General features: G+C 66.8%; 5 protein-coding genes. 2 read left to right on the forward strand and 3 right to left on the reverse strand.

What is annotated here, in order from left to right:
• Positions 1-673 precede the first annotated feature (673 nt).
• Positions 674-7,540 carry an RHS repeat-associated core domain-containing protein gene (locus AC1Z4A_RS09105; RefSeq protein WP_483683542.1) on the reverse strand — a complete coding sequence of 2,289 codons (6,867 nt, stop codon included), beginning with the start codon at positions 7,538-7,540 and terminating at the stop codon, positions 674-676.
• A gap of 199 nt (positions 7,541-7,739) precedes the next feature.
• On the reverse strand, positions 7,740-12,008 hold the full coding sequence (locus AC1Z4A_RS09110; RefSeq protein WP_483677369.1) for a LamG-like jellyroll fold domain-containing protein: 4,269 nt from the start codon (positions 12,006-12,008) through the stop codon (positions 7,740-7,742).
• Positions 12,009-12,356: 348 nt separating this feature from the next.
• Here AC1Z4A_RS09110 and AC1Z4A_RS09115 point away from each other — a divergent pair, with 348 nt between their 5' ends.
• Positions 12,357-13,298, forward strand: coding sequence for an oxidoreductase (locus AC1Z4A_RS09115; RefSeq protein ID WP_483677370.1), 942 nt, complete (start codon positions 12,357-12,359; stop codon positions 13,296-13,298).
• Positions 13,299-13,420: 122 nt separating this feature from the next.
• Entirely contained in the window at positions 13,421-14,728 is a 1,308-nt protein-coding gene (locus tag AC1Z4A_RS09120; protein ID WP_483677371.1) for a ricin-type beta-trefoil lectin domain protein, read from the forward strand.
• A 140-nt stretch (positions 14,729-14,868) separates the two neighbouring features.
• Here the strand turns inward: AC1Z4A_RS09120 and AC1Z4A_RS09125 are convergent, their stop codons facing one another.
• Complete coding sequence (locus tag AC1Z4A_RS09125; protein WP_483677372.1) at positions 14,869-15,456, reverse strand: hypothetical protein; 588 nt, start codon at positions 15,454-15,456, stop codon at positions 14,869-14,871.
• Between the last annotated feature and the right edge of the window lie 65 nt (positions 15,457-15,521).

Here is a 15,521-nt window from a genome sequence, read left to right on the forward strand (position 1 = left end):
GATGGCCGGGGCTATCAGCGACGTCTGACAGCCCCGGCCTTGTGCTGTCGAACTCGACGTAATCAAAGAACTGCTCGGTCACGCCTACATCGGCGTCACCACCGCCGTCTACGCCCACGTCCGACTCCGCCTCAAGCGCGAGGCCATCGACACCCTCAGCACCGCGCTCGGCACCCCGGAGACCACCGAGGCGACCAACGGCGGCAGCAACAAACCGCCACCCTGTCCTGCCCTCGTCCGCTGATGTATGCGTCAACTACTTCCGTCACCGCACGCAGAAGCCCCGCCAGGACACTCCTGACAGGGCTTCCAGTTTGCTATCGCTATAGCTCAGCGAGGTAGCTGAGACAGCATCTGTGCGAGATCACTCGGAAACTCTGATATGTGCGCCTCGGCGCAATACCTCACGGTGCAGGCCGCAGAGACCAACTCCACTGGCGAGTACTCTCCGATCGACAGCATCCTCGCACACATTCCCAGAGGAACCACAAAGTCTGCTTGGGCGCCATCCGTTAGCGAATCAAGCAAACTCGATTCCTCCGAGAGGACCAGCTCCACGATTGAACTCAAGACTCCCGTCAATTCAGAGATATCCATTCCACGGGAGAGTTCGATCATGTCTTCATATTCGGCGAAGCCGAATCGATTGACCCGGAGGTGTTGTCTACTCACGTCAATCCCCTTGGAAGGTTATTCCTTGATTCCGCAGCCTGGGCTGGCAAACCGTCAGGCAAGGACTGGCGGGGGTACCGTGTGCGCCGCCGGGTGGCGAATTCAAGCCCCTCACCTTTACCACTTCGAACGATCCCCCTCGAACTCCGGCTGCACCCTCGGCCGCCTCAGCCTGGATGAGACACATCGTCTCAGCACATCCCGCATGATAGCGACCGCCCTCCGGCGCGAACTGCCGAACCAGCGAATCCACCTCTCCATCGGGAGTTGGCGTCAGGCCATGACCTGAGTGACCAAAGTAAGTTCCACCTGACGGGGACGTATATTTTGCCGCGAAGAAAGGACCATCTACCTTATTGAACCCGGGGCGCAAGCTGTCGGCATACGCTTGGAGGTCACAATTGTGCACCAGGACCGGCGTAGCCCCTGCCAGCACATAGTACGAGTGCGTACCACTGACAGTCAGGTCATGCGTGCGCTGACGCTTGCGGAAGTGGCTGACCGTCGCAACCTCGGTCACGCCACCGTCCGGCTTGCTCAGCTGAGCGCCGGGATGCACCTTGCCGGCATCGACCCAGGCTGCCCGGGCTGCATCCCAGAAGGGGTGCGTGTCAGTGGCAACGATATGCGCTTCGCCCTGCTCGGTCTTCACCGTGAGTTCGGTGAAGTCCTTGTCGTCCTCCGTGACAATCCCAGCAACGACTTCCCGCGGCCTTGTCTCACCTGTCTCGGGGTCCGTAGCGAGGACCACGTCACCGGTCTTGACGTCTTCGATTTTTCTGCTCGACCCGTCAGCAAGCAGGACTTCCGTTCCAGGCAGGAAGCTGTGGCACAGCGGCGAGACCTCCTTGCCCGCGTCGGCTACCTTCTTGACATCCTTGGCCTCTTTGAGAAGCTTCACCGATTTGAGCCAGGGAAGGTCAGCCGCAGCCCATTTACACCCCGAGAGTTGGAAGTTCCAGCAGTCCTTCCATGCGTCTGTGTCGGGCCCAATCATTTTCGGGGCTTCTTCGACAAAGGTTTTGACGACCTTTAGCCATGTCGGATCAGGCTTCCACGAGTCCACCTGCTGTTTCTTCTGCACCGGCTCCGGGACATCCCAGATGTTGCCGCAGGAAGACCAACCACAATGTGCGTAGTTGCGCGCCTCGTTGAACCGATAGTCGCTCTCGTAGTCGTTCTGAGTGGGCTCAGGGGTGTTACCGCGATAGTTTTCATTCGCCACCACATCCCAACTGCCGTTCTCATGACGCGTGCAGCTGACGCCGATGATGACGACGCAGTCGGCAGGCATCAGACCGGATGGATCGGAAAGCGTGGCCGGGTTGTTGTTGGCGTACGTGTAGCCATGATTCTGCTGGGGGTCCCCCAGGTTCATGAGCGGGTTGACACTGATGAAGCGCCCCATTGAGGGGTCGTACTCACGAGCACCCAGGTGAGTAAGTCCCGTCGTGGTGTCGACAGTCCCGCCCACGAATCCCTTGCTGCCCGGCCAGTTCGCCGGCTGCTCGCCACGGGGTGTTCCGAACGGCGTGGTACGGCGTCGTGCAGCAGACACAGCACCGCTGTCGATGGCCAGCTGACCGGTGCCGAGGTGGTCACTGACGATGAAGGAAGCGCTGCCGTCGTCGCTCTGGACCGCCTGCTGCCCATTGCCCAGGTCGAAGTACCTGGTCACCTTGGGGCTGTTGGATCCCTTGTCCAGCGCGATCTCGGTGGCTCCGAGATAGAGAGTGGTCTCGATGTCGGTACGGCCTATCAGCCGCTGACCGTCAGCGTCATAGAGATACGAGGTGGCCTTGGCCGTCTTGTCGTTCTTCGGCTCCACAACCTTGGCCAGATGGCCTTCAGAGTCCCAGTCCAATGCCTGGGTGTCGCCGGCAATCGTGCGAGTCGCCGTGTTTCCAACCGGGTCGTAGGTGTAGGAGTCCTTGGCCGTGCCCGTCGGGCCGTTCATCTCGACCGCGGTCACCGTGTGCGGCTGAGGCTTGCCGGCGGGCGGGTACGCGTACGTGCGCTTCGTGTCCCTTGCGGCATTGCCGACCAAGTCATGCCGTGTTTCGGTCAGGCGATTTCCGGTCTGGTCGTACGTGTACGAGTTCCAGTACGGAGCCGGGCCGCCAATCAGATTCCCGGCAGGGGCGGGGCCACACGTCGCGGTGGGTTGGGTCCACTCGTCGGTGACGCGACTGAGGTAGTCGTAGTTGAAGCACTGGGTGTCCATGCCGTCCGATGCCGCATCGGACACGGCTCGGACGTTGCCGGCCTCGTCATAGGTGTACGTGGCCGCCTTGTCCGCGGCACGGGCATTCTCGCGGTCGACCCGCGAAGTGGACAGGCGCTGAGTGCCCCACTCATAGCCGTTGGTGACCTGGGTGAATCTTGCGCCGTTGCGGTCCAGCTTGGATTGCAGCGGTAACCCGGTAAGGCTGTAGCTGCTGACGGCTGCCCTGATGCCATCCAAGGTGCTGAGTTCGGTGGGGCGCAGAATGTCGTCGTAGATGTAGACGACGGCATTGCCCGGCAGCGAGCCCGCCTTGGGGAAGCTCACGCTCTGGACCGTGCCGGACGGGTCGTAGACCGTGCCGGAACGGTACGTGCCGGCCAGGGCTCCCTCGGCAGCCGGAATGACCACGCTGGAGCGCGTCGCCCTGTACAGCGCGTCGTATTCGTCGACCCGCGAGGTGTAGGCATTGCCGTCCGCGTAGCGGATGCTCGAAGCCGGCTGTCCCTTGGCGCCAGGGACCGTGTCGTACGTCCACTCCGCAAGCTTGGTGCCGGTCGCAGAGCCTTCGCGGAGTTCGGTCTTGCGACCGAGATTGTCGTAGCCGTAGAAGAGGATGTTCTTGCTCTTCCGGGCATCGGATGTGGAGATCAGTCGGCCGAAGTCGTCATAGGAACTGGTCGTGGTGCCCTTGTCGGGATCGTTGACGCCTACGGTGTGGCCTGCCTGGTCGTACTCGTACGACCAGGAGTTGCCCATCGGGTCGGTGACCTGTGCCAGCTTCCCGGCCGGGTTGTAGGTGTAGCGGGTGATGTCCGCTTCTGCCGTCGCGCTGCGGTCGTGCAGCTGGTGCAGCTCCGTCGTCTGGCCCCGGGCGTCCACGACAGTCGTGGTGGCCGTACCGCCGACCGGCGGAATGACGGTGGTGCGGTCACCGCCGTAGATGGTGCGAGTGGTGGCCAGCACCTTTCCGGCGTCGCTGTTGCCAGCGACCTGCTTGGACTCGATTCGTCGGCCGAGTGCGTCGTAGGCGTTCCAGGTCTGCGACTCCACCTTCAGGGCGTTGTCCGGAGCGAACAGGCTCGTGGCCGGTGCCCCGGTCGCGTAGTACGAGGCGAAGACCTTGGCCGTCATGCCGCGGTCGTCGTAGAAGGTGTCGGTGAGCAGACGGCCGCCGTCGGGGCCGGGGGCCTGGGTCTGGCGGGGGCGAAGGAAGCCGTCGTACAGGGTGTACGCAGTCAGCTGTCCGCCCTTGTTATTCAGGGACTTGGTGCCTACGGCTACCGGCTTCCCGTCGCTGATCGTGTAGGTGTACTCGAGGCTGGGCGCTCCGTCGGTGCGCTTGGGCCGGTTGGGCAGCCAGACCTTGGTGGAGCGGCCGAGGGCGTCGTATTCGAAGCTGGTCCGCTTGTTGTTGGCATCGGTCTTGGCGAGCGGCTGCCCGCGCAGCGGGTCCAGGGTGGTCACGCTGGTCTGCGCGGTCGAGGCGTCACCGACCTTGGCCGGGGGCGTGGTGATGGTGACGGTAGTGGCGTAGCCCGTGTCGGGGGTGTAGGCCGTGCTGATCGTGTGGCCATCCGTGCGCTTGGCGGAGGAGATCAGCTTGCCCGCCGTGTCGAAGACGACAGCCCCGGTGATGTCGGTGACGGTCAGAGGGCGGCCAAAGCCGTCGACAGTGGTACCGGACTCCACATACGTGGCCTGATTGCCGTCGTGCTTCTTGAGGGTGGCCACACTGGTGGTGTCGCCCTTGGTCGGGGCGGCTCCATAAGCGCCACCGTCATAAGCGGTGCGGACGTCCGAGATGACGGCCTTTGCCCGGTCGACGACCGGGGCGTTGCAGGACGCCGCGACTATTTCGATGCGGGAGGGCAGACTCAGAATGTTCGCCTCGGCGTTGTCCGCGTAGGTCGTGCGAGTGCAGCGGTCATCGGCAGTAGTGGCCGCGTCGCCGTAGTCGTCCACCTGGGTTGCGCGGCCGGTCGCCTCGTCGTAGGCGGTGGCCGTGGCGGTCTCTCGCCACTTCGCGCCCGCACCGTCGTCGAGAGAGGTGTACGTCCGGGCGGATTCAGTGCCGGTGAAGTTGGCGGTGACGGTGCCCCAGGAGCGTTCCTTCTTGGCGGTCTCGTGGTGCCACGGGCGGCTGACCGTCTTCGCGAGCACCTTGCCGCCCGGCCCGGAGTAGGTCTCCTTCTTGTAGGAGAATCCGGCGCCCGATTCGTGGTCGGTGAGCGGGTCTCCCTCACCCGCACCGAGAGAAACGGCAACGGACTTGGTCCCACCGCCGGTCGTCTTCCTGTCACCGTCCATGCCGCGCAGGAAGTATGTGTCCGACTGGGTCTTCATGCCACCGACGCCTTGGCTGCCGGTCTGTACCCGTACGTGTCCGTAGCCCCGCCACTGGGACCAGGTCTTGAACTTCTCCTTGACGAGCCCGTCGTCATCGTCGAAATGCCATGCGGCACCGTCGAGGTAGTCGTAACGCGTCACCATGTCCGGGGCCCCGCCCGTGCGGTCCGTGGCGGTGACGGAATCGACCACGTATTTGTTGAACCACTGCTGGGTCGGGTCTGCGTTGCCGCTGCCCCCGATGTACTGGGGGAAGCAGCGGGTCGTATTCGACTCGGGTGAGGGCAGCTTGTCCCAGTCACAGACCGGCTGCGAGTACGTGACGTCTGTCTGGCTGCCGGTCTCGTCCGCAATCGTGGAAAGGCGTTCCTTGATGAACGGCGCCTTCCCGTCGCCCGTCCTGTCGAGACGGTTCGGTCGCTGCGCATAGGCGAAGGTGGTCTTCGGCAGCGTGATCGCCGGAGTGGCGGACCGGCCGGTGTGCTCGATGGAGTCCAGCAGGAGCTGGTAGTCCGTGTCGGCCATGCCCCAGCGGTGGCCCAGCTTCCAGGAGTCGACGGGCGCATAGCTGCCGTCGCTCTTGAGGATGCTCGTGGAGACGTCGGTCAGCCGCTTGCGGGTCCAGAACGACGGGGCCAGACGGCCCTTGTCGCACTCGGTGCCGGCCTTGCAGTTGAGGTCCCACGGGGTGTCGTACCAGTACTGCCGTTTGTCGTCGATGGTGTCTTCCGCGCAGGTCACTTTGTCTTGCGGGAGGCAGCGTTCGGCGTTGGTGAATTCGACCTTCGCCAGCGGCTTGGCATACAGGTCGGACGAGGACAGGCCGTACTCGATGCGCTTGAGGTAGCCGCCACGGACGTAGGACGTGCCGTCCTTGGACTCGAGGTTGCGTCCGTAGGAGTTGGTCTCCTGGCCGTAGTAGTAGGCGACCGCGTTTCCGTGCCGGTCGACCGCGTAGTCGAGGTTCCAGCGCCAGCCCTGCTGGCACCAGGAGTCCTTGAAGGCATCCTTGTGGCAGGGTTCACCGGCATTGTTGCCGTAAACCGGGACGGTCCACGTGGAGTCCGTGGTGTCCTTGCCCTTCGCCCAGCCGTTGAGCTTGTGATACCCGAAGTAGTAGCGAGTCCCGTTGGGCGTGGTCACCCGCCAGTACTCACTGTCGTTGTCGCCGTTGTCGTGCTCGCTGCCTGCCAGGCGGGCGATCTTTGTGCCGTCGTCGTTCTTCAGCTTCCACTGGTTGTCCCCGGCCGGGACCAGTTCGCCGGTCTTGCCATTGAAGGAGATGAAGGCGTTGTCGTACGCCCAGCAGAGGTCGCCGGGCTTGTTGCCGTCGGCTCGTTCCTCTCCGTCCTCCGAGCACGCCTTGTAGCGGCGCTCGATGAAGCCGGGCCAAAGATCGAATCCGTCGCCCACCCAGGAGGACTGGTTGTTCGTGTTGCCGGTGCGGCCATCGATCAAGGAGGACGAGTAGTCGAGCCCCAGGTTGGGCTTCAAGCCACCGGGCACGTCAGGCACCGGCATCTTGTACGACCAGCTGAAGGCGCCGGAATTCAGGTCCGTCTTCCACTGTGACGACGGCGAGAGGGGAGTGGCTTGGTAGTCGCCCTTTTCACCGGATGCTGCGGGGGCTGCCGCGAGTACTGTCGCCGCGCCTGCCCTCAGGGATACCTTGCGGGCAGTAAGCGTCTGCTTCTCGGTGTCGTTCTGGGTCTGGACTGACTTGGCCGCCCGGCAGCCGGCCTTGTCGGGTGTGGTGAGAGCGCAGGGTGGCAATTCGAAGAGTTGCAGACGAGAGGCATACCCGCCCCCATACGCCTGGGCGAAGCGGGAGTAATCCACACGTATGCCAGTGATTCCGTCTGCCGCCTGCTCATGAGACTTCGGGCGATCGGGCGTGACGGAGAACAGCAGGCCATTGATTCCTGCCCTTCGACTGGCCTTCTGGTCGAGGACGCGCAGCTCGGCCTTGCCCAGGGGCGCAGCGGCGGCAAATCCTTCCTTCGGGCTGCCGGCGTGCTGGTTCTGAGGGGCTGCGAGGAGGCTTACCGGCATGCCGTCGGCGGTCAACGCCTTGCCGGGCTTGTTCCCTCCGGTGCTCGAGAGCGCGGCCAGGTCGATGACTGCGCTCTTACCTTTTGCCCAAGCGGCCCTGGGAGGCTCCTTTGGGCTCTTGGGCGTCTGATCGACCGTTCTCGCCTTGCTTCTGACCGCCTTGCCCGGCACGGGTGAACCGGCCAAGCCGATACCGCTGCCGCCGGGTGCGGGAAATCCGGCTCCTTGCAGGAGCGTGCCCATCAGCACGCCCGAGACGGTCAGGGCTATACGGGCTTGCCATACCGATCTACGTAATCTGGATCTGCGTTTCATCCTTCGTCATCCCTCGCTGAGGCATCACGGATGCACTGAAGGGCAGGCGTGATGCTGCGGAAGCCGTGATTGCGGCGTGTCATGCCGGCCGGGCGCCGTCGGCAACAGCGCCCGGACCGCGTCCGGCTCAGTCGTTCGGTACTCGCGTGGGCGTGCCGTCGACATCGGCGACGAGCTGCTTGACCTGCTTGCCGGTCAGCGCCCCCTGGAAGGCCCACACGTCGTCGACCTGGCCCGACCAGTACTCATCGCCCGTCCCCTTGACCATGGCCCGTCCGACCTGGAGCGACTTTGTGGCGCCGAACGTCAGCGCGTTGGCAGTGCGGGAGGACCGGTCCGCGCACACCGTTCCGGCGGTGCCAGCCGGGCAGGAGAACTGCTCCAAATTCCCGTTCACGTAAAGACGCAGCTCATTGGTGAAGCCGTCGTAAACCACCGCCAGGTGATTCCAGCTGCTCGCATCACCGAAGTCACTGTTCTCCACCGTCGTGACCGTGACGTCCTTCTCCGCGTCCTTCCCCGGCATCGTCACCTGCCAGCGCCCATGCCCCTCGGCGCCCTGGTCGTCCGGCCCCTTCGTCCCCGGCACGTACCGCACCGCAAACGCGTTCTGGTACTTCCCCTCCGCGCTCAGCACCGTCATCGCCCGGCCCGGCCTGTCAGCCACCCGCTGCGCCCACGCGGTCACCGTGAAGCTGCCGCTGGTGTCGACCGGCACCCCGTTCGTGAAAGCAGCCGCGTCAACCCCGTTGAGCCTCAAGCTCCCCGTGTCCACTCGCCCCTCGCCGATCGCGGCCTTGCCGGTCAGCGTCATGTCGTGCCGTACCGCGCCCTTGTCCGTCAGCGCGTCCGGGGACACCAGTGGGTTGCCGGCAGCCGTGTCGAACTGCCACCGCCCCTTCACCAGCGCGCGCTGCTTGAAGAGCTGCTGCACCTCCCGGGCCGACACCGGACGGTCGTAGAGGCGGATGTCGTCGATCTCGCCGGGGAAGAAGTAGCCGGCCTGTCCCGAGTACACCCCGGCGCCGATCTGCAGCTGCCTGCCGTACACCGTGTTCGTCATGGGCACCGTGCCCGCTGCCGTCCCGTTGACGTACAAGGTCAGGGTCCCGGCGACGGTGTCACGGACGCCCACCAGGTGCGCCCACTCACCGCCCTCGGGTGCCGGGCCCGCGCTCTGGATGATCTTGTTGAATGCGGGATTGGGCACGTCAGCCGTGTGCTGGTTGAAAACCCACCGGTCGTAGTCCTTCGAGTAGTACAGCTCCGCACCGCTCGCATTGGCACCTGCGTACGTCAGGACCGCTGCCGCGCGATTCGGCTTGGTCTTGGCCAGACGCGCCCAGACCGAGACGGCGAAGCTGCCCGTGGTGTCGAGGTGCGGCGCGTCCACCGTGGCGTAGTCGTCCACACCGTCCAGCGACAGCGCCTTGCCGTCCACACCCTCCGCACCCGGCTTCGGGCCGCCGTGGAAGACCGCGGGCATCACGTCCGCGTGGCCGGTCAGCTCCTTGGCGCCCGTCTCCTCCTCGAAGGAGAAGACCGCGCGCGCCGGACGGCCCGGGCCCCGGATGTTCTGCTTCGCGTAGAGGCGGGAGACCTCGTTCGCCGAGGCGGGCATGTCGAAGATCTGCAGCTCGTCGATCTGGCCGGAGAAGAAATTCGCCGGCTTGCCGTTGTACGAGCCCGCACCGATCTGCAGGCCCCGGCGCGCCTCCCACGGCGTCCTGTACGGGACCGCCGCCTCCTGACGGCCGTTGACGTACAGCTGCAGCTCCCCGGCGACGTTGTCGTAGACGCCCACCAAGTGCGTCCACTCCCCCGCCTTCACACCACCCGGGCTCTTCTGCATCACCCGCACCGGAAACGAACCCTCGGCATCCGCGCCGTACTGGTTGAACGCCCAGCGGTCGTAATCCTTGGAGTAGTACAGCTCGAAGCCCGGGGAGTGGTTGCCCGGCTGCGCCGCGATGATCGCGGTCTCGCTCGGCATCTTCGCCATCTTCGCCCACGCCGAGACCGTGAAGCCGCGTGAGGTGTCCACCACCGGGATGTCCGTGCTCGCGTAGCCGTCCGCCCCGTTGAGGGAGAGCGACTTGCCCTGCACGCCGCCGTCAGTACCGGGTGTCGCACCGCCGTGCAGCTGTGCTGTACGGGGCGGGGTCGAGCCCTGCGCCTGCGTCGCGTCCGGGCCGTCGTCCATCGACCACACCGCACGCTCCGGCTGCCCGGCGCGCACCTTGTACCGGTAGGTGTACGGCTCGCTCATGTTGCCCGCGGCGTCCATCGACTGCACGGTGACGAAATTGAGCCCGGGCTCGCCCGGCAGGGCCTTGATCGCCCGTGCGGCACCCTCAGTCGTCTCGATCGTGTTCTTCGGGGTGGCGTCGCCGTTGATCCCGTAGAGGTACTTCGTGATGTCCTTCGTCGCCGGGCCGACAGTGAACGTGCCGTACTTGCCCACGCCGTCGAACCACGGGTCGTCCGCGCCGCCGTCGGGCCCGGTTCCGGTCCCCGACGGCTTCGATTCGGGGTAGTCGCCGGACGTCACCTTCGGTGCCGGGAGCGTCTTCGGGTCGCGTACGAAGTAGCAGCCGCTGGGCGATCCCGCGTACGACCACGGGGAGTATCCCTCCCCGTCGTAGGCGCGTACGTACCAGTTGACGGACGTGTTGACCGTGATGGTGCTCGGCAACGTCATCGAGAAGTCCGAGCCGGACCTCTTGAAGCTCGTCAGCCCGGGTGTCCAGCGGGGGACGTCCCCCTTGCCGTCACCGGCATCCCACTCCGCCATGAACTCCACCGCCACGTCGTCGCCGTCGGGGTCGGTGACGTTGCTCGCGTAGACCTGGCCCAGGCTGCGGACATGCACAGCCTGTTCCGGGATGCGGCAGGAGCCTCCGTACTCCATGGACAGCTGGGACATGGCGATCTGCGGGGGCGGCTGGTTGTAGTGCACGCGCAGGTACGCGCGGTCGGAGAAGCGCTTCCAGGCGTACGTGTCGTCCTCGTCGGATGCCTTGAGGCCGAACGTCAGCGAGGACCAGGACTTCGCCGCCGCCTCCTTGACCGCGTCGAGGACGTTGAACTCGCCATCCCCGCCCGAGCAGCCCTCGTATCCGTAGGCGAATTCGTACTCGCCCAGCTTCTTGAGCCAGAAGCTCGACGAGTCCTGGGAATTCCAGGTGGTCGAGGACGAGATGTCCTTGGTGCGCCAGAGCTGCACGCCCTTCCTGTCGCACGAGGCCGACCAGGTCTCCGGGACCACGAACTCCGCCGACATGATGTTCTTGCCCGCGAACTCCGAGGTCGGGATTTCGTAGAAGAGGCGCTTGGTGTCGCCCGGGTTGCAGTGGGCCCAGTCGCAGTAGCCCATGCCGGCGTCCTTGTTGCCGTTGAACTGCCACTGCGGGGTGTCGGACCAGTACTTCGAGGCCATGGTCCATGCCGAGGACCGCGGGGAGTACCAGTGCGGGTCGATGTAGACCGGGTAGACCGTGTCCGGGGCGGCCAGCACTTTCCTGTCCGGTGTGAGGACGAGTTCGCGGCCGCCGGAAGGGACGTTCACACCGACCTGGCCGAGCTTGCCGGACTCCCCGGGGCCCGGCTCCTGGCGGGCGGGGGCCGGGACAACGGCCGTGCCGGCTGCGGTCTTTGCGGCCGCCTTGTTCCTGAGCGTCGCCGGGCCGGGGCTCGAGTCCCACATCATGGGCGTCGGCGCCTCGAACACCGCGCCGCCCGCACCCTGGTCGACTGCCGTCAGCCCGCCCTGCGCGGTCTGCTGGACCGTGAGGCCGTCGCCGCTCATCTTCAGGCGCAGTTGCGACAGTTCCGGGTTCGCCGCGGCCTTGGCCGACTTCACCACGAGCAGTTGGGTGAAGCCGTCGGGCTGGGCGGCCACGCGCAGATCGACGTCCGGCAGGACCTCGGGGTACGTGGCGGTGTCGCCTGCGAGGCGAGGGGCCGGCAGTTTCGAGGGCCAGGTCAGTGCCAATTTGCGGCCGCCGCGGTCGAGTTCCGTGAGTGGGGCGTCACCGCCGCCGGAGAACTTCACGCCGATGGTCGTGGCCTGCGGGGCGATCCTGCCGTCGCCGCCTTTGGCCAATGTCGTGTCGACGGGCTTCCACTCGCCGCCGACTCTCGCGCGTACCGGGCGCAGATATACGCGCGCTTCCAGTTTTCCCTGCGGTGTGGCGAACACGTCCCGGGTCTCGCCGCGCAGCGAGGCGACTTCCACGTTCTTGCCCGATCGCTTCGCCCGGGCCAGTGCCTCCGCTTCGGAGGAGGCGGGTAACGAACCGTCCGCCTCGCCGCCCGGTGCGCGGGCCGTGCTCCGTGGCGCCGCCGCCTCTGCCGCCACCTGCGGTAACGCGCCGATCGCCAGCGCGAGACCCATCCCGCAAGCGACGGCGCCGCCTAACGCGCGCATGCGCGCATGCGCGCATGACGAAACATCCCCCAGCCCTCCCCAGAGCCGAACACGCAGAACTTGAAGAACACTCGAACTCGTGTGCAAGGGAACGTAGGGCAGCCAGGACCACGCGGTCCATACTCGAAATATGACGCTAAAGGCATCAAATGACTCCATAGCGAGCACGCATCGCAAGTGACATCAGACACAAAGCGTGTCGGATGGGAACACTGTGCCACTGCCCCGCCCGGCGTAACCTGGGCCCCATTGCAGCTACTCGCCCGTAACCAATCTCCACCGCACCACCCCGGATCGCGAAGGAGCGCAGCGTAGATGAATGGCTGGAATGGCTGGACCGTCGACGACATCCCCGATCAGAGCGGCCGCATCGCCCTCGTCACCGGGGCCAACAGCGGCATCGGCTTCGTGACCGCGCGCGAGCTGGCGCGGCGGGGGGCTCGGGTGGTGCTGGCTTGTCGGGATGCCACTCGGGGGAAGGCCGCCGAAGAACTGATGCGGGCTCAAGTTCCCGGCTCTGATGTCCGGTTGGAGCTGCTCGATCTCGCCGATCTCTCCTCCGTCCGGGCGTTCGCCGACGAGCTTCCCGAGCAGCGGATCGATCTGCTCGTCAACAACGCCGGCGTCATGGCGCTGCCCCAGCGCCGCACCGTCGACGGGTTCGAGATGCAGTTCGGCACCAACCACCTCGGGCACTTCGCGCTCACCGGGCTGCTCCTGCCCAGACTGCGCGCCGCCGGGGCCGGGGCGCGGGTCGTGACCGTGTCCAGTGGGCTGCACTACCTCGGGACGGTCGATCCGCGGGATCTGCACATGGACCGGCGCTACCGCCGCTGGATCGCCTACGGGCGGTCCAAGAGCGCCAATCTGCTCTTCACCCACGAGCTGGCACGGCGGCTCGTCGCCGAGAAGTCGCCGATCGTGGCCGCGGCCGCGCACCCGGGGTACGCCGCGACCAACCTCCAGACCGCCGGAGTGCGGATGGAGGAGCGCGCCTGGGCCGAGCGGGCCGTGGAGCTGCTCAATCGCGCCGTCGCGCAGAGCGCCGAGGACGGGGCGCTGCCCTCGCTGTACGCCGCCACCGCGCCCGGCGTGCGGCCGGACGACTTCATCGGGCCGCGGATCATGCTCTGGCGCGGGGCGCCCGCGCGGTCGGTCCGGGCCGGGTGGACGCTCGACGACCGGGCGAGCGCGGGGCTCTGGGCGGCCTCGGAGCGGCTCACCGGGGTGAGCTACCCGTGGCGGAGCAAGCCTTAGGGAGGGTCCGGCAGCCCTCCCCGCGCGTCATCGGACACCCTTTAGGATCACTCCGGCCCGGGCCGCCGGAACGGCGTGTGCCCGGGCGACCAGTGAGTCAACGGGGAAGGTTCGACAAGGACATGCGACTTACCGGCAAGCGCCGAATAGCCGTCGCCGCCGCGGGTGCCGTGGCGGCGATCGCGGTGACGACGCAGGTCATGCCCAGCGCGTTCGGCACCGAGGGCACCAGGGCGGAGACCGCCACCGCACCGGCGAGTGCCGGTCCGGGAGCGGACGAGCCGTCCGGCGATGCGGACTCCGGCACCGCCTCCGAGGCCGACGGGACGGTCTTCCAGAACGGTGTCATGTCGCTGGGCGCGGCACCCGCGCACACGAGGGCGGCGGTGGCCGCGGCGACCCAGGGCGAGGGCTGGAAGCTCGCGACCGGCATGACCAAGTCGCTGGCGACCGGCTACACGGTCAAGTTCTACGACCAGCAGGCCGTGGACTGGCTGGGCCGCTATGTGAAGGCGTCCGCCACCGAACTCCAGCGCGTCACCGGCCTGCCCATCTCCGTCGACACCACCCCAGTGGGCTGGAACTACGTCCGGCCCAAGGGCGAGATCGTCATCGGTGTGCTCAAGCGCCCGTGTGTGCCGCCGACCGACAACGGGCAGAGCGGCTGGAAGATCGTCCGCGACGGATCGGGCACGCCCAACCTGAGCTGCGGTCTCATCTCCTCGTCGGTCCCGGGCACGGTGACCAGCGGGCACGCCTACATCGACAGCGAATTCTTCACCGCGGACGGCAAGCCCGCGCCCTCCTGGGGCGAGACGTTCATGCGGAACCACATCAGCCACGAACTCGGCCACACCATGGGGCTGACGCACGCGGACCGCAGCGCGACGCGCGGCGACTGCGCCGTGGGCAAGGATTCCGGCGAGAAGCCGGTGATGTGCACGGCGAACCACGGCTACCAGGACGCCCGCGCGGGCAGCTACGTCCAGCAGTTCGACACCCAGGGCCTGCGTTACCTCGCCGCCGGCGCCGGCGCGGCCGTCCCGCCCCAGGGCAAGGTGACCGGACTCGGCGGCAAGTGCCTCGACGTCAAGGGCGGGAAGGCGGCCAACGGCACGCAGATCCAGCTCTACGCCTGCAACGGCTCGGCGGCGCAGTCGTGGATCCTGGGGAAGGACGGCACGTTCCGTGCGCTGGGCAAGTGCCTGGACAACGCACGCAACGCCGGCACCGACGGCAGCAAGATCGAGCTCTTCGACTGCAACGGAGGCGCCTCGCAGCGCTGGTCGGTCAACGCCAAGGGCCAGATCGTGCACGTCGCGTCGGGCAAGGTCCTCGACGTGACCGGTGGGAGCACTGCCGACGGCACGGCGGTCGAGCTGCACACGGCGAACACGTACCAGCGCCAGCTCTGGGCCGTCCCGAAGTAGTCGTTCGAAGTAGTCGTTCCGAAGGAACAATTCCGAAGTAGCCGACGCCCGACGCCCGCGCCCGCGCCCGCGCCCTCACCAGGGCCCGGGCCGGGCGGCCGGGCTCGCGGACAGCAGCAACAGGCACAACGCCAACGGCCCTACTCCAGCCCCGAAGCCCGCAGCACCCCCCGCGCCCCCTCCCCGTCGATGCGCTCCGCCAGGGCCGTCAGCGGGGCCGCGCCCTCGCGGAGGAGGCCGGATTCGCGGGCGCGGCGGGCGCCCGTGTCGAGGCAGTGCCACAGCAGGGGGTTGGCCGCCAGCACCTTCGGGTCCAGTTCCACGCGGCCGCCTCCCGCATCGCGCAGGACCAGGCGCGGGGCGATGCCGTCCGCTCGGCGGACCTGGGTGAGGAGGTCGGTGCGGACGCGGTGTTCGCGCAGCAGGCCGCGGGAGGCCAGCCAGTTCTCGCCCGCGGTCACCCGGGACGGGTGGAGTACGGCGATCAGCAGGGCGCCGAGTAACGCCCAGCAGCCGCCGCGCGGCCAGTCCAGGCTGCCCCGGGCCAGGTCCGCGAGGACGAGCACGCCGCCGAGGAGGAGTCCGCTCCACCAGGCCCAGAGCATCTCGCGCCGCCAGGTGCGGTCCCGGGCGAGCACGGCGCCTGCCGGCGGCCGGAGCGTGCCGGGGTGCGCACCGCCCTCTTCGCGTACCCGTGCTCGCGACCGGAATGTCTGTCGGCGTCCCATAATGCAGACGCTAGAGCGGCCGGGCAGTCCCCACAGCGGATGTTGACGGGGCGCTGACGTGGTCT

Source organism: Streptomyces sp. 17_S59, assembly GCF_056930295.1.

What these genes read in the sequence shown, in the direction of transcription:
- AC1Z4A_RS09105 (WP_483683542.1), bottom strand. Translation starts at nt 7,540, where the DNA reads ATGGGCACGCTCCTGCAAGGAGCCGGATTTCCCGCACCCGGCGGCAGC.
- AC1Z4A_RS09115 (WP_483677370.1), top strand. Translation starts at nt 12,357, where the DNA reads ATGAATGGCTGGAATGGCTGGACCGTCGACGACATCCCCGATCAGAGC.
- AC1Z4A_RS09110 (WP_483677369.1), bottom strand. Translation starts at nt 12,008, where the DNA reads ATGGGTCTCGCGCTGGCGATCGGCGCGTTACCGCAGGTGGCGGCAGAG.
- AC1Z4A_RS09120 (WP_483677371.1), top strand. Translation starts at nt 13,421, where the DNA reads ATGCGACTTACCGGCAAGCGCCGAATAGCCGTCGCCGCCGCGGGTGCC.
- AC1Z4A_RS09125 (WP_483677372.1), bottom strand. Translation starts at nt 15,456, where the DNA reads ATGGGACGCCGACAGACATTCCGGTCGCGAGCACGGGTACGCGAAGAG.